Origin of the sequence: Streptococcus sp. SS4 (assembly GCF_030440125.1) — a bacterium.
GTDB lineage: Bacteria > Bacillota > Bacilli > Lactobacillales > Streptococcaceae > Streptococcus.
The window spans coordinates 116825-137467 of the sequence record NZ_JAQFJM010000007.1; the positions used below are offsets into that span (position 1 = coordinate 116825).

Consider the following 20643-nt stretch of genomic DNA (forward strand, 5'->3'; position numbering starts at 1 on the left):
CATTTACATGAAAATCAATGTTAAACAATTAGTTTTTGGACATATAGTCTAAAAGTGTATAAAAGGAGATTTGTATGTCAAAAGATCAAAGGCGAGCTCAAACTAAAAAAGCTCTTTTAGATGCTTTAGTAATATGCTTAAAAGACCAAGATTTCAATGATATTACTACCATTCGTCTGGTTCAAACAGCTGGGATTAGCCGTTCGAGTTTTTATACCCACTACAAAGATAAGTATGAAATGATTGATAGTTATCAGAAGGAGCTTTTTCATAAACTAGAGTATATCTTCGATAAATATGAAGGAAAGAAGGAGGGAGCCTTCCTCGAAATCTTTGAATTTCTTACTCGTGAAAAACTCCTATCAGCTCTATTGTCTACCAATGGATCAAAAGAAATTCAAGATTTTCTGATACATAAACTTCAGCGTATGATAGCTGAGGACTTCATTGTCCCTACTGCTGAAGAAAGATCTCTAAAAGGATTTGAGAAAGACTATACCAGTATTTATTTTGCGCACGCTATTTTTGGTGCTTGTCAAGCCTGGATAAATAAAGGAAAAAAAGAATCCCCCCGAGAAATGACAGATTTTCTTCTACGATTTATTCCACAATAAAACAACTTCAAAAGCATAAAAAGCTGCAAACCATTTCAACAGTTAAAGCAGCTTTTTCTTTTACAATAAAATCCTTAAAATAAGGAAATGATAAGTGAAAGTAAGGTCAAGATTGCGGGTCCACCTTGCGTTAAAATAATTTTCTTATTTGCAGTTATAGCACCATAAATAGCAGCAAAGAAAACATTGAGTACAAAAACAGTTACAAGTAGCTGACTACTTGTGAAAATCCCATACAAGAGGAATACAGCAATCAAACCATTGTAAATCCCTTGATTTTTAAATAAGTTTGTAACAGAATCACGTTGAAGTTCTTCTTTACTCATATTGAAAACACGACTAGTCGTGTCTGAATGTGTCGCAAAAGTTTCCAAATACATGATATAGAGATGCTCCAAAGCAACAATCCCAGCTAAGATTAGTGTAATAATAGACATAGTAGCCTCCTTCTTAAATAACTTTGACAGTATATCAAAAGTAAACTTTTAAAACAACATGTATGCTTCATACAATTTGAAATATGGTAAAATAAAGAATGAAAGAGAGGTTCTTATGACAAAGACAGAAGTAATCCAACGTCTCCAAAAAGATTTGGGAATTCCTAGATTTCAGGCTTATATAGAGGATAAAGATTACTCCGAAGAGGAGTACGACCAACTAAAAAAAGATTTTGAAAGCTACTTCACCAACTACGTTTCAAACGTTTCAGCAGATTTTGAAGGCGGATTGGATAATAAATAATTTATACCTCAAAATCATCTATCATCATGTTACGAATCCCTTAGCCACTTGTATCAGACTAGGGGTCTTTTTAATATTCGAAAACAAAAAGCCGTCTCATTCTATGAAATGGCTTTAGGGAACTTGTAACTGAACAAATAACTGAGCAAACCTAAAAATCAATGATTTAAGGCAAACAAAAAAGCCCATAACAACGGGCTTTTCGATACAATAATCTTAAAATTAAAGCATTTTGTTGTAGAATTCAACGACAAGTGCTTCGTTGATTTCTGGGTTGATTTCATCACGTTCTGGAAGACGTGTCAATGAACCTTCAAGTTTTTCAGCATCGAATGATACAAATGCTGGACGTCCGATAGTAGCTTCTACTGCTTCAAGGATAGCAGGAACTTTAGCTGATTTTTCACGAACTGAGATTACTTGACCAACTTCAACGCGGTATGAAGGGATATCAACACGTTTACCGTCAACAAGGATGTGACCGTGGTTTACGAATTGGCGTGCTTGACGACGAGTAGTTGCAAGACCAAGACGGTAAACAACATTGTCAAGACGACGTTCCAAAAGAACCATAAAGTTGAAACCAAGTGTTCCACCTTTAACTTTAGTAGCTTGTACGAACAAGTTACGGAATTGTTTTTCACCCAAACCGTATGAGAAACGAAGTTTTTGTTTCTCAGCCAATTGCAAACCGTATTCTGAAAGTTTTGAACGGTTGTTTGGACCGTGTTGACCTGGTACGTAGTTACGACGTGCCAATTCTTTACCTGTGCCTGTAAGTGAGAAACCAAGGCGACGTGATTGTTTCCATGATGGACCTGTATAACGTGACATTAATAATGTCCTCCTATAAAAAATATTTTTAGGAAATAACGTTTTAGATAAACCTGATTCGTTCAGAAAGACTTCGCCCAAACAGCAAAGGTTACTTTTCTAGCCGACTTCCTGTTGACGAGCTTCATTTTATCCTGCTATTATTTCACATACTTTAATAGTTTACCACGAAAAAAGGCCCAAGTAAAGGCTTTTTCTTATTTATTTTCGATTTCTGCTTGTTCCTCAGGACTCAAATAACGAATGAGAGTCTTCTCAGTCAAAATATCTGAATAAGTGTAAGATTCAACATAACTATTATTAATAGCTCCTGCTTGGGAACTGAAGTCTTGATATTCAACAATAAACAATGATGGATAAACTTCTGTCAATCGACCAATTTTATTCTTTTCACGTTTACGCCCATTCTCTAGGGTCAATTCTACTAGCTGACCTTCATGTGACTTAATAGCTTCCTTGATGTTTTTCATCTTAGCAACATCTGCAAATGCATCACTCATATATATATCTCCTTAAATCTGAAAATTATGATTCCTCAAACTGAGCAATCGATGAAAATTTATTGTATTCTTTTTGGAATAGTAACTTGACTGTTCCACGCGCACCAGCACGGTTTTTTTCTAGGATAACTTCGATGGTATTATCTTCAATCTCATTTTCTGGTTCTTCACCCTCTTTTCGGTAGTAATCATCACGATACAAGAAGGCGACAATATCGGCATCCTGCTCGATAGATCCTGACTCACGGATATCAGATAAGACTGGACGTTTGTCCTGACGTTGTTCAACCCCACGAGATAACTGACTCAAGGCAATTACAGGAACTTTGAGCTCCTTGGCCAGGATTTTTAGCTGTCTTGAAATATCTGAAACCTCTTGTTGGCGATTTTCTGGTCGCGTACCTGTAATCAACTGCAAGTAGTCAATCACAATAAGACCAAGACCACCCTCTACTTCTTGTGACAATTTACGGGACCGTGCACGAATCTCAGTAATCTTTATACCAGGGGTATCATCTATGTAAATCGGTGCCTCAGCCAGTGCTCCTTGAGCAATCATAACATTATTCCAATCTTGCTCTGTCAATTGACCTGTACGTAAAGCATGAGAATCAATCATCCCTTCAGCTGCCAACATACGATCAACCAAGCTTTCTGCACCCATCTCTAATGAAAAGACTGCAACAGCTTTATTTTGCTTGGTGCCAACATTCTGAGCAATGTTCAACACAAAGGCTGTTTTACCAACTGCGGGGCGAGCTGCTAAAATAATTAATTGATCAGGGTGTAAACCTGTTGTAATCTTGTCAAGGTCACGGAAACCTGTTGGTAATCCAGTAACATCTGATGTTTGCTGAGAACGCATCTCCAAGGTATTAAAATTGACGTCAAGAACTTCAGATATTTTGCGGAAACCACTACGATTACTATGCTCTGAAACATCAACCAAGGCTTTCTCAGCATTCGCAATAATTTCATCAGATTCCGTTGCGCCCTCATATGCTTGGTTGACAGTCTCTGTCAGCCTATTTATAATACGTCGAAGCATGGCTTTTTCAGCCACAATCTTAGCATAGTACTCAGCATTTGCGGATGTTGGGACACTATTGACCAAATCTACAAGATAAGAAATACCCCCTATATTTTGGAGGTCATCTTGGTCATCTAAAATGGTACGTACTGTCGTGGCATCAATGGCATCATTTCGATCCGACAGCGTTACCATTGCTTTAAAAATGACACGATGGGAATACTTGTAAAAGTCGTCTGCTTCGATAAATTCTCGAACTGTAATCAACTTTTCCGGGTTAATGAGAATAGCCCCTAGAACAGACTGTTCCGCTACTAAATCATGAGGTTGTACTCGTAATTCTTGAGCCTCTGCCACAATTATTCCCTCCTTTACAAGATTTACTTATAGTGTCAACGAATTACTCAGCACTATTTTTGATGTTAAGTTTAATTTGTGCGCTCACTTCTTTATGAAGCTTTACAGGAACCTCAATCAGACCAATCGCACGAATAGGATGTTCAAGTTCAATATGACGTTTATCAACTTTTATACCAAATTGTTTTTGAAGTCCTTCTGCAATCTTTTTGGCTGTAATTGAACCAAAAGTACGTCCGTCTGGTCCGACCTTCTCAGTAAATTGAAGACGATTTTCTTCTTTTTCAAGTTGCTCTTTAACTTGCTTCGCTTCAGCCAACAACTCTGCTGCATGTTTTTCTTCAGATTTTTGCTTGCCTTTCAACTCACCAATAGCTTGGTTTGTCGCTTCCTTAGCAAGATTCTTTTTAATCAAGAAGTTTTGAGCATAACCTGATGGTACTTCTTTAATTTCGCCTTTTTTACCTTTACCTTTAACGTCTTGTAAGAAAATAACTTTCATTTTAGTCCTCCTTGGGAGCCAACTCTCCCATAATAGTTTCAATCAATTTATTTTTTGCTTGAGCAACACTACAGTCTCGCAATTGGCAGGCAGCTAAGTTGAAATGGCCACCACCACCCATTTTCTCCATAATACGTTGTACATTAATCGTTTTATGACTTCGAGCAGAGATATTTACAGTAGAATCGCTTGTCCTAGCGACAACAAAAGTTGCTTCGATACCTGCCATGGCAAGCATCGTATCTGCTGCCTTAGAAATCACAACATTATTATAACATTTAGGATTATCACCTGAGGCAACAATGATATCATCTGTAATACGTTCACCTGCTAGAATTAACTCATTGATTCGTCGATATTCTTCAAAATCAGTAGCAGAGATTGTTTGGATTTCTCCACTATCACTTCCTAAACTACGTAGATAAGAGGCGACATCAAAGGTTCTACTAGTCACACGAGTTGAGAAATTTTTAGTATCCAGCATGATACCTGCCATAAGGATAGAGGCTTGGATTTTACTCAAACGTTCTGGGGCACCTTGGAATTGCAACAACTCCGTAACCAATTCACAGGCTGAGCTTGCCCCACTTTCAATAAAGGTCAAAACAGCATTTTCAGGAAAATCGTCATCTCGACGGTGATGATCTACCACAATAACTTCATTAAATCGATCATAAAAATCCTTAGACAAAGTTAAATTGATTTTAGAATGGTCAACCATAATTAGTAATGAATGTTGGTTGACTAACTCTTCAGCCTCTGAAAGTGTAATAAGAGGTGATTGACCATCTTCTTTTAAGCGTTCGACCGCACGCTCAATATCTGCATTCATAGCCGTATCATCGTAAACAGCATAGCTTTTTCGAACAATTTGACTAGCAAAATGAGCCATACCGACAGTGGCCCCTAGAGCATCCATATCGAGATTCTTATGTCCGACAACAAACACTTTTTCGACTGTTTTCAACTTATCTGAGATTGCAGTCATCATAGCCCTTGTTCTTGTACGAGAACGTTTTACTGTTGAGACAGAACCTCCTCCAAAATAAAGAAGTTCCTTGTGATCATCGTTTTCCTTGACAACAGCTTGATCTCCACCACGAACTAGTGCGATGTTCAGATTCTGCAAGGCAACCTGACCGATTTGATCATGCTTAAGCGTACCGAACGAAATTCCCATGCTCAAAGTCAGTGGTAAACCACGCTCTTGAGCCTGCTGACGAAAGTCATCCAAGACAGAAAACTTTTGATCCATGAATTCTGTCAAGACACTGTAATTGGTGAAGAAGTAAAAACGATCGCCTTCAATACGTCGATAATGAATATGCTTAGCCTTAGCAAACTCAGAAATAAACCCTGCCACGAATGTGTTGATTTTTGAAACATCGGCATCGGGTAAACTTCCTGTCACATCGTCGTAGTTATCAACTGAAATAATCCCGATAACAGGACGAGTCATATTTGGATCAGCATTTTCATCTTGATCATAAACATTATCAATAAAATATGTCAACTTATTGTCAAAATCCACAAAAGCGGCATATTTATTGTCACCAACGGTTATCACATTCGAAGGTGAACCTTTTCGTTTCTGGGAAATAAAATCCGCAATCAACTGTTTATTGAAATTTCCATTTTCATCCGAAAGTACTAGCTTCGCATAGGGGTTGAACCATTCAATATGATCGTTCTCATCAAAAGTAATAACCCCAACAGGCATCTTTCCGAGAAGGGTCTTCAAAGAATCTTCAACATCCTGATTCAGTTCATCTAATTGCTCTATTTCTAAGGACTCATATGTTGTCTTTTGGTAATGCAATAAGGCAACAACTACTACCATAATAATAAAAAGCGCAAAAATGAGGGCAGACTCCGATTTTAGTACGCGAACAAAAATAGTAGCAATTCCAAAAAGAATTAACCCAATCATTACAAGATGAATCGTTGCAAAGTGAAATCTTTTCATATAAAACCTCTTAATCCAACAATTATAACATAAAAAAGCCTTAATTAAAAGGCTTTTAAACGTGTTACCACCCTTAATCTACTTTTCTGCGGGCCTTATTATTGCCCTCAAGATAAACCATCAGAATTGAGATATCTGCTGGATTGACCCCTGAAATACGACTCGCTTGACCAATGGTCTCAGGATTGATTTTCTTAAATTTTTGACGAGCTTCAGTAGCAATAGAATCAATAGCATCCCAATCAATATTTTTGGGAATCCTCTTTTCTTCCATACGCTTCATCTTAGCTACTTGATCCAAAGCTTTATTGATATAACCTTCGTACTTGATTTCAGTCTCAAGCAACTCTATAATCTTAGCGTCCAAATTTTCTGCAGCTGGACCCACAAACTGAGTAGCTGTGGCGTAATCAATCTCTGGTCTACGCATAAACTCTTTAGCTGTCATGGCATCTGTCAATGGCTTAAAGCCTAGAGCTTGAATTTTCTCATTCGTTTCTTTAATTGGTTTTAATTTTTCTTTTGATAAACGTGTCAACTCGCTGTCAAACTGATTTTTCTTAATTTCAAAGATATTCCAACGTTCATCGTCAACCAAACCAACTTCTCGACCAATAGGTGTCAAGCGCATGTCAGCATTATCATGACGTAATATGAGACGATACTCTGCGCGTGATGTCAATAAACGATATGGCTCCAAGGTTCCTTTCGTGACAAGATCGTCAATCATTACACCAATATATGCATCACTACGTTTGAGAATAAGCTCAGGTTTACCTTGGACTTTCAGAGCTGCATTGATACCAGCAACTAGACCTTGACCTGCTGCTTCCTCGTATCCAGAAGTTCCGTTGGTCTGTCCTGCTGTAAAGAGACCTGAAATTAACTTCGTTTCAAGTGTTGCACGTAATTGATGAGGGAGCACGATATCATATTCAATCGCATAACCAGTTCGCATCATCTCTGCCTTCTCGAGACCTTTAATTGAGTGAATCAACTCTTTTTGAACATCTTCTGGAAGACTAGTTGACAGGCCTTGCACATAGACTTCATCAGTCTCTCTTCCTTCAGGTTCAAGGAAAAGTTGATGGCGATTCTTATCGGCAAATCGGACAATTTTATCTTCGATTGATGGACAATAACGAGGTCCTACACCCTTGACAATACCTGAAAACATTGGTGCACGATGTAAATTATTATTGATAATATCGTGGCTCTCTTGATTCGTATAAGTTAGCCAACAAGGTATTTGATCCTGAAGATAATCTTCATCTTTCGACAAGAATGAAAAATGATTTGGTTTTTCATCACCTGGTTGAATTTCAGTTTCTTCGTAATTAATTGATGATGCCTTAACACGAGGAGGGGTACCCGTTTTAAATCTTCCTATTTCAAGGCCAAGATCCCTCAAGTTATCTGCCAATGTAACAGATGCAAGGCTATTATTAGGACCTGAAGAATATTTGAGCTCACCTAGGATAATTTCACCACGCAAAGCCGTTCCTGTTGTTACAATAACCGCTTTTGCTCCGTATTTTTGATTTGTGGCTGTTCTGACACCAACTACCTTACCATCTTCAACAAGAATTTCATCAACCATTGACTGACGGAGAGTTAAGTTTTCCTGACGCTCAACTGTATGCTTCATCGTCATAGCATACAAGGCTTTATCTGCTTGTGCACGTAAAGCTCTGACAGCAGGTCCCTTACCAGTATTCAACATTTTCATTTGAATATAAGTTTTATCAATATTTTTACCCATCTCTCCGCCGAGGGCATCAATCTCACGGACAACAATACCCTTGGCCGATCCTCCAATAGAAGGATTACATGGCATAAATGCCAGCATCTCTAGGTTAATAGTCGCTAATAAAACCTTACATCCCATGCGGGCTGCAGCTAGGGAGGCTTCTACACCAGCGTGACCAGCACCAACAACAATTACATCAAAATTTTCATCAAACTCGTAAGACATTTTTTAGATTTATGCAGTGATTTACAATCAACTGCCCCATCCTTTCTTTGTTTTTTTCCTACAAAAATAGCCAAAACTCCAGAAAACTGTACGCAAAAACGCACAATTCTCATGAGCTTTGACCATCATGACTATTGTTAAAGTTATTTTATCAAATCAAATCGTTTTGTCAATGCAAATCACTGTTTAAGCAAGGTCTGCACACTGACGATAATCATCTGTATTCCTATCGAGAATAGTAAAAGTCCCATCATTTTCGTTATAATTTTCATCAAATTTTTTCCCAAGAAGCCTGCAATTTGTTTTGCACTTCTTAGTAGGAGATAAGTGATTACACATAGTAGAGCAAAAGCAACTACGGTTATTAGTTGATTCCGCAAACCCCCATTAGCCAGGCTTAAGGCAGTTGTAATCGTTCCTGGTCCTGCAAAAAGTGGCATTGCAAGAGGAGAAATAGCAATAGACATTGGATCTGAATTTACTGCTTGCTGCTCCATTCCTTTATAGCTAGGTGAATGATTACCATTAATCATATGATAACCGATAACGGCCACTAATATTCCACCAGCAATTCTGAAAGAAACAATTGTAATTCCAAATACTTTAAAAATGAAATCTCCTGAAAAGATAAAAACAGTTATAATAACAAAGGCAATCAAAAGACTCCTAAAAGCAATTTTTCGTGAAATTTTTTGACTATCATCTGCTACTAAAGCCATGTAAGCAGGAAGATTTGAAATTGGATTCATTATAGCGAAAAATGCCATAAATGCATAAAACAATTGGGAACTCATCGTTAATACTTACCTCCAGTTAGATATACTGACAAACTTTTCCGTCTTTATACGCTTGGTCAATAATACCGCCGCCCAAACATTCCTGACCATCATAGAAAACAACGGCTTGACCAGGTGTAATAGCACGCTGAGGTTCAGCAAAAATAACCTCTGCTTTATCACCCTTAACCTTTACAGTAACTTTACTATCAGGTTGACGATAACGGAATTTTGCTGTGCATTCCATTTCAAATTCTTCTGGCATATCTCGAGTAAAGTGAATCATTGAAGCGTCAAGTGAAGTTGACATCAACGACTCATGGTGGAAACCTTGACCCACGTAAAGAATATTTTTAGAAAGATCTTTCCCTACTACAAACCAAGGAGCATTATCTCCACCTTTTTGACCACCAATACCCATACCTCCACGTTGACCAATGGTGTAATACATGAGTCCGTTATGTTCCCCCATATCACGACCATCGACAGTCATCATACGACCTTTTTGAGCTGGCAAGTATTGGCTAAGAAACTCTTTAAAGTTTTTCTCACCAATAAAACAAATTCCTGTCGAATCTTTTTTCTTGGCTGTTGCAAGACCTGCACGTTCAGCAATCTCACGAACTTCTGGCTTTTGTAGATGTCCTAAGGGAAACATCGTTTTCTGCAACTGATCTTGTGAAAGTTGACTAAGGAAGTAGGTTTGATCTTTATTATTATCTGCACCACGCAACATATGGACAATGCCGTCTTCATCGCAAACAACTTGAGCGTAATGTCCTGTAGCCACATAATCTGCCCCTAATGTCATCGCATAATCTAAGAATGCCTTAAACTTGATTTCCTTATTACACATAACGTCTGGATTAGGGGTACGACCTGCACGGTACTCTGCTAAGAAATACTCAAATACACGATCCCAGTACTCTTTTTCAAAGTTGACAGAGTAATAGGGGATACCAATCTGATCAGCTACTGCTGCTACATCTTTATAATCTTCGGTTGCTGTACACACACCAAATTCATCTGTGTCATCCCAGTTTTTCATGAAAACACCGATTACATCATAACCTTGCTCTTTTAAAAGTAAGGCTGTCACTGATGAATCAACGCCACCACTCATACCGACAACAACACGTGTTTTTGAATTATCAGTCATAGATAACTCCTCCCATCAAATAAAAATTAACATAGACTTGAAGGGTCTAGTTATTCAAATATCGATTTGAAGGTCGATTTTGAAGCGTAAAAGCACGCAAGCCTAATTATATCATGATTAAAGAATAATGCAAAAAGGTTACCACTAGGCAACCTTTTTTATACTTATTTTTGTGTAAAGCCACTGTAAACCTATTACTCCCAGAACTATTATTGGAATCACTAACGCTACAAATAGCCATCCTGGCTCCTGATAACTTAACACAAGTTTATTCTGTCCTTTTTGTGATGAAACGGTCGGTGTACCAATCGTTGACAAACTATAGTCATCCTTGTCTAGTTCTTTACCATTTAGTGTCAAGATAGAATCTTTATAAACAACTATTGGTAGATTCAGTTCCTCCCCTTCAGCAGCTGGCCAAGTTAATACAAGATAACCATCTTCTACTAGCTTTTCTGCCTTCTGATTCGTAACGATATTTTTATAATAAAGATCGTAAGTATTCTGCTCACCTATTTTCCCATAAATCGGTACGTAATCTGGTGTGGGTTTGACAACTAAATTTAAAAACTGTGACAAGTCACTGTCATTCATGGTAAGACTTATCGTCTGGTAATCTCCTTCAACGTAAGTATGTTTAACAATGGAAATAAGTTCACCATCTTGTGCCGCAGTTTTTACACGATCGGTAGTATCCATCATATTCTGAATAAGACCAACGCCCGCAAAGGCAAAGAGTAAAACAGCAATACTTTTTCGCCAGTTTACAAATCGCGTGACCGTTAACCCTGTAATTGCTAAAAGTAAAATAGTCGCAGGAACAAAAAATCTAAATGGAAATTGAATCAATTCAGCAAATGTATTTCCATTTTCTACTAGATACTGCCATGGAAAAAGACCTGTCGATAAGAAGAAAAAGATAAAATAAATAAAATGCAGTATTTTTTTCCATTTAGCAAATTTCTTCCAATTCAAAACAGCGTAAATAAACTGTAAAATGAGTAACACCATTAAGGAAATTGGGGTATATAGCCAGTATCTTGCCGTTCCATCTATCCCATTCTTACCTATTTCTCTATTTATAAATGGATCTAAAAGGTGATTAGTCCCTCTCAAATATAGGAGTACTAACCAGATATTGACAGTCAGTAAGAGGAACAGAATGACTGCTATAACGACTTGCACGAAGGTTTCCTTTTTCTTTGCGATAGGAGACTTTACAAAAGTGTAAAGATAAAAAGGAAGATACATCATCACTAGCATCAAAGCACTAAGTACGTGAACCTGAAAAATCAATGCCATAGATAAGGCAAGTCTAATTGGTTCTACTTTTTGATAAAAGACATAGTGAATCGCTGGAATAAAACAAAAAGGTAGTAAAGCTGCTCCCCAACTAGAGAAACCCTGACGCATCGTCCAGTATTGGATAGAGAATGTTGTCGCATAGAGTAAACCTAGTGACAAGGCAATTGTTGTCTTAACTTTACACTGCTTGAGCAAAGCATACATTGAGGACTCAGACAGTATATGTAGTAATACCCTTGACACAATCTGATAACGAAACCAAGTGCCACTTATTAAAACAAGCCCTCCTTGTAAATAGGCAAAAAAAGGACCGTAAAGAGCATTGACAATGCGGCCTGACTGTTGGAATCCATATAAAGATAAAAAGTAAGAAAGGTTACCATTTTTTAGTTGCATAGCAGCTTCATAGAATCTGTTATAGTGAAAGATGGAATCTGAACCTAAAATGACTTTTCTTGTAAATAGTTGTGGTGTAACCAATAACACAGCAAAAGCTATAATAATAAGAGAAACCCACAACTTTTCTCTTGATTTAAAAATTTGTTTCATTGCTATACCTTTCATTCCTATTATAACAAAAAGGCCATACCCTACCTAATAATAACAAAAAGCTCTATAAAACATATTACCCACATCCAAATTAAAAAGCTGAGAGTACGCTCCCAACTTCTATTAATATTAGTAATTCCAAGCTGACAAACCTTGTGCGTTATAGGCATTCAAGGCTGATTGAATTTGATCCTCAACCGTTGCAGTAGAGCCCCATCCAGGCATTGTCTGAAAAAGACCTGATGCACCTGAACCATTTGCTGCAGTATGGTCACCATTTGACTCACGCGCAATAATTGACTCCCAAGTTGACTGAGGAACACCAGTAGCAGCTGCCATCTGTGCCGCTGCATAAGAACCAACTTCTCCTGCAGTGTTACCATTTGAGAGAACAACTGACCCACTACCACTTGCAGCAACCGAAGGAGCTGTCCCAGTATTTTGAGTCGACGTAGTATCAGTACTCGTTGTAGCAGTGCTTGTAGTAGCAGTATCTGACTGAGACTTTTCAGCTGCTTCTACCGCTTCTCCTGTTGTTTCTGACTGATGCTTACTTTCTTCAACCTTTTCTTTATTAGCCTTATTATCTTTACTTGAGCTAATTTCTGTTGATTTTACTAAATCTGCTGTCGATTCTGACGTTGTTGATGCTGTTGAAGGGGCTGGAGTAACAGAATCTGAAAATGCATTAACCAACCCTTTATTAATTAGTGTAGACAGTGATACTGCCAAAATAACAATAAAACTTGTTACAATTGCTACTGGTACCGCCAATGATTTCTTCGCTGCAAATTTAATACGGCGTCCCTTATAACTTTTTTTAAACATAAATCCCTCCTAGTTAATTCTAGTTACATTCATCATAACCTAGTAATATTACTGCCGATTATTTGTATTATGTCTAATGTTACAATGATTTATCAATTTAATAAAAAAATGCCAAAAATCTGGCATTTTTCCCTTATTTGTATGAGGTTTTACTAGTTTTCCTCATAAGTCAGTAATAATGATTTAGTACCAACCATTAGCATTCCAGAAAGCAAGAGCTGCAGTCCATGAACCATAACGGCTTGCTACATAATTATCTGCTACTTTCTCTTGATTTTCAGGAGACAAGTCTCCATTCAAATATGATGATGCTAATTGGTAACGTCCATAATATTGCCCATTTTGAGCTGTATAGCTACCGCTTGACTCACGTTGTGCAATTTCTTCTTTGGCAGCTGCCTCTGAAGAAGAAAGATTTGTATTGGTTGCTTGAGTATCTTCACTTTGTGTAGACTCTGTTGATTGTGTTGATTCAGCAGTTGCTTCTGTTGTAACTGAAGGTTCTGTAGTTTCTTCAGTAGTTTCATTAATTGTTAAGTTTTGACCAATAGAAATCTTATTGGCATCTTGAATACCGTTTTTTGAAACGATTTCATCTACAGTCGTACCATTCTTCTTAGCAATAGCTGAAAGGGTATCGCCTTTTTGAACTGTGTAAGTTTCTGCATTAGCTAAGGCTGTTGCTCCAAGTGTTGCTACTGTAACAAGTCCAAAAAGACCTAATTTTTTAGTGTTAGATGTATTCTTTTTTTGCATGATGATGCTCCTTTATCTATTTATAGTCCAATCCATATTAGTCAAAGATATTAAGTTATTTTATTGTTTATGACTAATGGGTAAATCAACGGGCTTATTCTATATAGGGATTTTTCAATCCAGATTAAGCTGAAGAACTATAACCATGTATCTATGATACCTTGGAAATATAACATCCCCTTGTTAGGGATATTAAAAATATTACAAGTAGGTTGGGATTAGACGAAAAAAGAACGCCTACGTGGGCGTCCATCTAAAGTTTCTAGGTCTTAAGACCTAGTTTTTATTTATCTCAACGAATTAACTCTTAAGATAAAAAAGCATTAATCCTAAAGCTAAAATAGCAATAATTGATAAGGTATCTCGACTATTCCATGAAAGTCGACGATATTTTGTTCGTCCTTCACCACCTTGATAGCCTCGTGCTTCCATAGCAATCGCCAGAGCATCTGCTCGTTTAAAGCTTGATGCAAACAAAGGAATTAAAATAGGTATTATTGACCGTACTTTCTGAATAATATTTCCTTCACCAAAGTCAACACCACGCGCCTTTTGAGCATTCATAATACGAGTCGTATCATCCATCAAAGTTGGTACAAAACGTAGACTCAAAGATAGCATTAAACCAATTTCATGTGCTGGCACTTTGAAAACAGTAAGTGGTTTTAAAAGTGATTCAACTGCATCAGATAAACTTAAAGGTGTTGTCGTTAGAGTAAGTAGGGTAGAAAAACTAATAATGAGGATAAATCTAAGAAATATCATCCAACCTTGATTTAAACCGACTTCCGTAATCTTTAAAAAGCCGATAGACCAAAGCACACTCCCTTTTGTATTGAAGAAAACTTGAAATAGGGTAGAAAATAAAATAATCCAAATCATTGGTTTAATTCCACCTAAAAAGAAACCAAGTTTTATTTTAGACAAGAAAACCAAGAAAAGTGTAAATAAAGTTATTACAGCATAAGTTAAAGGATTATTAGCCCAAAAGATAATAACAATATAAATCAACATGGCTAATAATTTACTTCTAGGATCTAATCGGTGTATAAAAGAGTCCCCAACAATATAACGTCCAATAATTAACTTATCCATGCGACAACACCTCTACGAATTCCTCGATTGTAATAGGGAGAGTTTCAAATCGATAACCTTTTTCTTGTAGCTGTAGTGCAAACTCTGTAATTTTAGGAACACCTAATTGCTTTTCTTTAAGAAAAGTAACCTTTTGAAAAACATCTTTAGGAGCTCCCGTCAACACTAGTTGCCCTTTTTCCATAACATTCACAGCTGTTGCATAATCGGCAACATCATCCATCAAGTGAGTAACTAAAACAATCGTCATTCCAGAAAGATGTAACTCCTTAAAGAGAGACATCAATTCCTTCCGGCCCTGTGGATCTAGACCTGCAGTCGGTTCATCCAGCACCAGAATATCTGGTTGCATAGCTAGAATCCCTGCAATGGCAACACGTCGCATTTGCCCTCCTGATAAATCAAAAGGATTCTGTCCATGAAATTCTTCCGGGAGTCCAACTAATTTTAGACTTTCAATAGCACGTTGTTCTGCTTCTTCCTTAGAAACTCCGAAATTTTGAGGTCCAAAGGCAACATCTTCTAAAACAGTCTCTGCAAATAACTGACTTTCTGGAAATTGAAAAACTAAACCTACTTTCTTACGAATTGGTTTTATGTCCTTGTTCTTTGATTGACTGGTTATGATAGTATCATCAACTTGAACCTGACCACTAGTTGGTATATAGAGGCCATTCAAGAGCTGCATAATAGTAGATTTACCACTTCCTGTATGTCCAATAAAGGCTGTATATGAACCATCTTTTATCGTCGTTGTCAATTCAAAAAGGGCACGCCCCTCAAAAGGAGTACCCGCTTGATAGATATAACTTACATTTTCGAGAGAGATTCCCATAATTGTTCTACCAATTCCTTTTCTGTCAGATAGTCTTCACACTCTATCAGACCTTTATTTCTTAGCTTTTGAGTTAATAATGCACTAAAAGGGATATCCAAACCTAAGTCAACCAACTCTGTGCCTCTACTAAATAGTTCACGAGGACTTGAAACAGACTCCACTTTACCTTTTTTCAAAACCAAAACACGGTCGCTCAAAGCGACCTCATCGAGATCATGAGTAATTGATAAAACAGTCATTCCGTATTCTTTACGGATAGCTTTAATAGATTGAATCAATTCCTGGCGACCTTCTGGGTCCAGCATGCTAGTTGCCTCATCCAAAATCAAAATTGATGGTCTCATAGCTACAATACCTGCGATAGCCACACGTTGTTTTTGACCTCCAGATAATCTAGCTGGCTCTCTATCCTTAAATTCTGACATTCCTACAAATTCCAGAGCCTCTTGAACTCTTGAAGCCATTTCTTCATAGGGAACACCTTTATTTTCAAGACCAAAAGCAACATCGTCTTCAACAGTTGCCCCAACAAATTGATTATCTGGATTTTGAAAGACCATGCCAATCTTATCACGAATATCCCAGACATTCTCTTCTGTTAATTCTTGACCATCAACGATAATCTGCCCAGACTCTGCCACTAATAGTCCGTCAATAAGACGTGCTGTCGTGGATTTTCCAGAACCATTATGCCCTACAATGGATAGCCACTCCCCACGTTTCACGTGAAACGATACATCATCAAGAATATAGGATGGTTGATCTTGATGATATTTAAACTTTAAATTTTTTATTTCAATCATTTGTTTATCGTACTACTTGAAAGTATCCTTAAATAAGAAACCTGCACCTTTGAAATAATCATAGCCTGAGTAAATTGTAAAGAACAAAGCGATATAAAGCATAATTGTTCCAATAAAATGCAAATGACACAATAATAGAATGATAGATAACATCTGAGTCACTGTCTTAATCTTACCAGGCATAGCTGCAGCGAGAACTGTACCTCCGTTTTCCACTAATAAAAGACGAAGACCTGTGACTGCAAGCTCACGACAGATAATAACTGAAACTACCCAGGATGGCGCTTGATTAATACCTACTAGCATAATAAAAGCTGACATTACCAACATTTTATCCGCTAATGGATCTGCAAATTTCCCGAAATTAGTAACAACATGCCATTTTCGTGCCAAATAGCCATCCAAATAATCTGTAATACTGGCAACAGCAAAGACAACCGCCGCAGCAATATGCATGATATTACTTGACGCAAGTGATGTCATCAATAAAAAGATAGGAATCAAAATAATTCTAGCAAGTGTCAATAAGTTAGGTAAATTTTCTTTTTTAAACATTTCTTCTCGATTCTATTGGATTCTTAATGTTAGGTAGCTAGGTGTATTTTTATCTAATTGCGATAAATCAAGTGACTCCCCATTTACCTTTAGAGTTACTTTTGAAGATTGAGCAATAATAATTTGAGTGGGTTTCGTTTTATCAGAAAAATCTAAAGAGTATTTTGAATTTTTCGTTTTTGAAAGGAGGTAACTCTCTGAAGTCTCTGAATTATCTACTGAAAACCAGGTGTCATCATTATTTTCTGATAACTCTACATCTAAAACTACTGAAGAATTTACATTGGAGAAATCAACCATTAGCTGATTTCCTTGAGTTGTCGTTGTTACATTTGCCCCCGAAACGGTAACCTCAGAAATGCTTCGTGACGATTTAGCCTTACTAGCCGTTGATAGATGATTAACTGTAGAGATAGTATTCGGTTTTATCACCTGAGGTTGATTAGAAAGATGTCTAATAATAATATAACCTACTGAACAAATGATAAGTAACGAAACCGCACTAAGAATTAGTAAAGGTAGATAGTTAGACTTTCTTTTTTCTTCACGTTTATGCTTTAAAAAGCGTGACATAGGAGCTTTGGTAGCTAAGCTTTCTTCCTTACGTTCAACTGTTTTCTTTTCTTTTTTTAGTTTTTGCTCGTTCTGCCTCTGCTCCTCAAACAGACGCTTTCCATCTAAACCAACCGAAGTGGCATACTTTTCAAGCGCTTCTTGCTGAATGTCCTCTGGCAAAGCTTTAAGTTGATCCATTTCCATAGCCAGAAGAAACTGAGCTTCGACTCCAGAAATTTTTTCTACATCATATAAACTTAATTCTTTCTTTACACGTGCTGCACGTAATTGCTCACCTAGAGAGTGTAACTTCATTTTTCCCCTTTCTAATATTCTTCTTTGTTTTCGTGTCTCTATTATAGCAAATAATCACTTATTTAGGGAAGACAACAAAATCGGTAATCTCTATATTTGAGAGATAATGATTCAAAAAATCCTTCAAATCCTTGGAAGTAATGCTCATCAGTTCCTGACCAAAATCAAAGTATGTTTTATCATTCTCAAAATAAGCTAAATACTGACTTCCTAAATTCTGGATATTGTCTAGACTACGTAAAAATTCACCATACAAAGCTTTCTTTTGCAAATCCAATGCCTCATCCGTCAACAGTCTTTTTTTATCTGCCGACGTCATCACTTGACGAATTAAGCTTGACATACGGATAGGTTCTGCAGTGTCCATAGTCATAATGACAAATGAATATCGATTAGATACCTCGTATTCAATTGACACAGACTCATCTATTTTTCCTTCAGCATACCAATTTTGATAATAAGGAGACGTCCAGCCAAACAGTAAATTAAACAATAACTGTACCAGTATGTTTTCTCTCATACGATTATCAGTAAAAGGAACACTCTTAAAACCAATGGCTAGCTTTGAGATGAAAATCTCCATTTGAAGACTATCTAATTTTTGGATATCTGACTCAATAGGGTTCTTTTCTTTTTCAACTATTCTCTCAGGCAGTGTAAACTCGCTTTGTTTTTCCTTGACAAAAGTGTAAATATCTTCAACATCAAAATCACCTACCAAGACGAGATGACAGTTTGCTGGTCTGTAAAAGCAGTCAAAGTTATCTTTCAAATCCTTTACAGTAATTTTTTCAATGCTATCAACACTTCCAGCAATGTCTTGTCCTAATATAGTATTAGGATACAAACTTTGTAAGCAACCCAGATATACTCTATAATCAGGATCATCCTGATACATATTTATTTCTTGTTCAATAATTCTTTTTTCATGGTTGACAGCATCTTCGGAACTTGTAAACTTTGATGTAAACTTCAATAAAAGTTCTAAAGACTCCTCAAAGTGGTCAAGGGTAGAGAAATAATATGTTGTCTTATCCAAGGTTGTAAAAGCATTGACATCAGCTCCAAGCTTGACAAAATCCAATGTCACATCCCTTCCCTGCTCATCCTCAAATAGCTTGTGTTCCAGAAAATGAGCAATACCTGCTGGATAAGATTGTAACTCACCATCAATATAAAAGTGATTATCTAGCGCCCCAAAATTCGTTGACAGAAAGGCGGCTTTTTCTAAAAATCCTTTTTTCTTAATAATTGATAAAGACATACCATTATCTAAAATTGCTGAATAAACTTCTTCATCAATTTTTTGATAATAACGTTTCTTCAAAGCAGCCATTCTAAGACACTCCTTCTAAAAAGAACAAACTCTGTAGCTTAACTTGACGCGCTACACGGCAAACATCTTTTTTAGTAACCTTCTCAATCTCATCTAACCAATTCTCTAATGAAAGACTTTTATCGCCAAAAATCACCTTATTAAAACGTTGTTCCACCAATGTTAAGGCATGATCTTCAGAGAGTAGGGCATTCATTCGTATGATTTTTTTGGTTTGATTCAGGAGAGAACTTGAAAAACGTCCTAATTTAATGTAATTCAATTCTCTACTAATTCCTCGCATAGCCTGATTTCTATTAGATTTTTCAATTCCAGCGTAAACTTCTAGTAAACCTGTAAAGACATCAAATTGACTACTAATTGAATAAGCTAATCCTTCCTTTTCTCGAAGCGTTGTAAATAAAGCAGAGTGGGCAAATTCACCAAACATGGCATTGAATACAATTAAAGCAAAGTAATTTTTATCTCCATATTGACATGAAAATTGGTACCCTAATTGTAAAATAGATTGACTACTCTGCCTATGTTCTATCTTTTCTTTCACCACATTGACATAAGGTTGACTATAGCTAAACTGTAAATCAACTTGACGTCCCTCCAAAGGAAAACGATGTAAACCTTGGAGTACTTGATAATCATCAAATTCTCCAACCATAAAGATATCAATACGATCTCTTGTCAACATACTTTGAAATTCTTGATAAGCTGTAAACGAAGTCTCGGCTTCAACAAGTTCTGCTTGACCATATTTGGGAACTTTCAAGCCCTCATTTACAAAATAAAGCTCTCTTCCCTTAACTTCACTGTAATAGTAATTATTCTCTGTGTCAACATCAAGGTAGGTCTTTAAATTTTGTCTTTCTATATCAAATACTTTATTTTGGTATTGAGCTACTCTTGACAATGGCTTGTAAAGACACTCTTCCAAAAATCCTAGAACTTCCCAAAATAATCCATTATTCGTAGGGATAAAGGCATCTTTCAGGTATGTCAACTCTATGTCAACACTATGTGTCAACCCTTTAGTCAACACTCTAGTTGACAACTGTGTTCCATAAAGAGAAGCTAATCTCTCTTTAAAAGACTGTACTGTTGGATACGTCTGATTGGCTGTAGCCAACATTTGTGAAACCAGAGCTCGTTTAGCAATTGTTTGTTTATTCAAAGAACCTGTCATTCGAAAAACAATACGATTAGTTTTATATTTTTGTGTTGGAATGAAGTGTACATAGACACCATCAGCAATTTTCATTG

At 36.9% G+C, this 20643-nt stretch carries 21 protein-coding genes; 2 read left to right on the forward strand and 19 right to left on the reverse strand.

Translation table 11 applies throughout. The features are described 5' to 3' along the window. The first annotated feature begins 74 nt into the window (after positions 1–74). Complete coding sequence (locus PCY16_RS07575) at positions 75–614, forward strand: TetR/AcrR family transcriptional regulator (RefSeq protein ID WP_070577119.1); 540 nt, start codon at positions 75–77, stop codon at positions 612–614. Between the two features lie 74 nt (positions 615–688). On the opposite strand, the gene PCY16_RS07580 is transcribed toward PCY16_RS07575, so the two are convergent. After that, complete coding sequence (locus PCY16_RS07580) at positions 689–1051, reverse strand: DUF1304 domain-containing protein (RefSeq protein WP_002892150.1); 363 nt, start codon at positions 1049–1051, stop codon at positions 689–691. A 115-nt stretch (positions 1052–1166) separates the two neighbouring features. Between PCY16_RS07580 and PCY16_RS07585 the strand changes: the two genes are divergently transcribed. Next, a complete protein-coding gene (locus PCY16_RS07585) occupies positions 1167–1355 on the forward strand; it encodes a hypothetical protein (RefSeq protein WP_003095232.1) in 189 nt (62 codons plus the stop codon). A 222-nt stretch (positions 1356–1577) separates the two neighbouring features. Here the strand turns inward: PCY16_RS07585 and rpsD are convergent, their stop codons facing one another. The 18 genes from rpsD to PCY16_RS07675 form a co-directional block, all read right to left on the reverse strand. Next, the gene (gene rpsD / locus PCY16_RS07590) at positions 1578–2189 is read right to left on the reverse strand and encodes a 30S ribosomal protein S4 (protein ID WP_002885833.1); all 612 of its coding nucleotides are present in this window, start codon (positions 2187–2189) and stop codon (positions 1578–1580) included. A gap of 197 nt (positions 2190–2386) precedes the next feature. Continuing rightward, positions 2387–2689, reverse strand: a complete 303-nt coding sequence (locus tag PCY16_RS07595) for a Veg family protein (RefSeq protein WP_002885699.1) — start codon at positions 2687–2689, stop codon at positions 2387–2389. A 25-nt stretch (positions 2690–2714) separates the two neighbouring features. Further along, positions 2715–4076: a replicative DNA helicase gene (dnaB, locus tag PCY16_RS07600; RefSeq protein WP_195413436.1), complete on the reverse strand. Its 1362-nt coding sequence runs from the start codon at positions 4074–4076 to the stop codon at positions 2715–2717. A 43-nt stretch (positions 4077–4119) separates the two neighbouring features. Then, positions 4120–4578, reverse strand: coding sequence for a 50S ribosomal protein L9 (gene rplI, locus PCY16_RS07605; RefSeq protein ID WP_002885729.1), 459 nt, complete (start codon positions 4576–4578; stop codon positions 4120–4122). A 1-nt stretch (position 4579) separates the two neighbouring features. Next, positions 4580–6544 (reverse strand): DHH family phosphoesterase, encoded by a 1965-nt coding sequence (locus PCY16_RS07610; RefSeq protein WP_013991330.1) that lies wholly within the window; start codon positions 6542–6544, stop codon positions 4580–4582. 73 nt (positions 6545–6617) lie between these two features. After that, the gene (gene mnmG, locus PCY16_RS07615) at positions 6618–8519 is read right to left on the reverse strand and encodes a tRNA uridine-5-carboxymethylaminomethyl(34) synthesis enzyme MnmG (RefSeq protein WP_060971631.1); all 1902 of its coding nucleotides are present in this window, start codon (positions 8517–8519) and stop codon (positions 6618–6620) included. 179 nt (positions 8520–8698) lie between these two features. Continuing rightward, positions 8699–9313, reverse strand: coding sequence for a MarC family protein (locus tag PCY16_RS07620; RefSeq protein ID WP_155198432.1), 615 nt, complete (start codon positions 9311–9313; stop codon positions 8699–8701). Positions 9314–9332: 19 nt separating this feature from the next. After that, positions 9333–10454 carry a tRNA 2-thiouridine(34) synthase MnmA gene (gene mnmA / locus PCY16_RS07625; protein WP_195413438.1) on the reverse strand — a complete coding sequence of 374 codons (1122 nt, stop codon included), beginning with the start codon at positions 10452–10454 and terminating at the stop codon, positions 9333–9335. A 144-nt stretch (positions 10455–10598) separates the two neighbouring features. Then, on the reverse strand, positions 10599–12308 hold the full coding sequence (locus PCY16_RS07630; protein ID WP_073689287.1) for a hypothetical protein: 1710 nt from the start codon (positions 12306–12308) through the stop codon (positions 10599–10601). 129 nt (positions 12309–12437) lie between these two features. After that, a complete protein-coding gene (locus PCY16_RS07635; protein WP_195413439.1) occupies positions 12438–13136 on the reverse strand; it encodes a transglycosylase SLT domain-containing protein in 699 nt (232 codons plus the stop codon). A gap of 183 nt (positions 13137–13319) precedes the next feature. Further along, positions 13320–13892: a LysM peptidoglycan-binding domain-containing protein gene (locus PCY16_RS07640; RefSeq protein WP_037599365.1), complete on the reverse strand. Its 573-nt coding sequence runs from the start codon at positions 13890–13892 to the stop codon at positions 13320–13322. Between the two features lie 300 nt (positions 13893–14192). After that, complete coding sequence (locus PCY16_RS07645) at positions 14193–14987, reverse strand: energy-coupling factor transporter transmembrane protein EcfT (protein ID WP_002892171.1); 795 nt, start codon at positions 14985–14987, stop codon at positions 14193–14195. Further along, entirely contained in the window at positions 14980–15822 is an 843-nt protein-coding gene (locus tag PCY16_RS07650) for an energy-coupling factor transporter ATPase (protein WP_070577129.1), read from the reverse strand. The genes PCY16_RS07645 and PCY16_RS07650 overlap by 8 nt, the downstream gene beginning before the upstream one ends. Then, positions 15798–16628, reverse strand: a complete 831-nt coding sequence (locus tag PCY16_RS07655; protein WP_002892176.1) for an energy-coupling factor ABC transporter ATP-binding protein — start codon at positions 16626–16628, stop codon at positions 15798–15800. The genes PCY16_RS07650 and PCY16_RS07655 overlap by 25 nt, the downstream gene beginning before the upstream one ends. Before the next feature lie 12 nt (positions 16629–16640). Then, a complete protein-coding gene (pgsA, locus tag PCY16_RS07660) occupies positions 16641–17183 on the reverse strand; it encodes a CDP-diacylglycerol--glycerol-3-phosphate 3-phosphatidyltransferase (protein ID WP_070475423.1) in 543 nt (180 codons plus the stop codon). Positions 17184–17195: 12 nt separating this feature from the next. Beyond that, positions 17196–18053 carry a helix-turn-helix transcriptional regulator gene (locus tag PCY16_RS07665; RefSeq protein ID WP_070577130.1) on the reverse strand — a complete coding sequence of 286 codons (858 nt, stop codon included), beginning with the start codon at positions 18051–18053 and terminating at the stop codon, positions 17196–17198. Positions 18054–18111: 58 nt separating this feature from the next. Beyond that, positions 18112–19389 (reverse strand): pitrilysin family protein, encoded by a 1278-nt coding sequence (locus tag PCY16_RS07670; protein ID WP_195413440.1) that lies wholly within the window; start codon positions 19387–19389, stop codon positions 18112–18114. A 1-nt stretch (position 19390) separates the two neighbouring features. Then, the gene (locus PCY16_RS07675; protein WP_070577134.1) at positions 19391–20641 is read right to left on the reverse strand and encodes a pitrilysin family protein; all 1251 of its coding nucleotides are present in this window, start codon (positions 20639–20641) and stop codon (positions 19391–19393) included. Positions 20642–20643 lie beyond the last annotated feature (2 nt).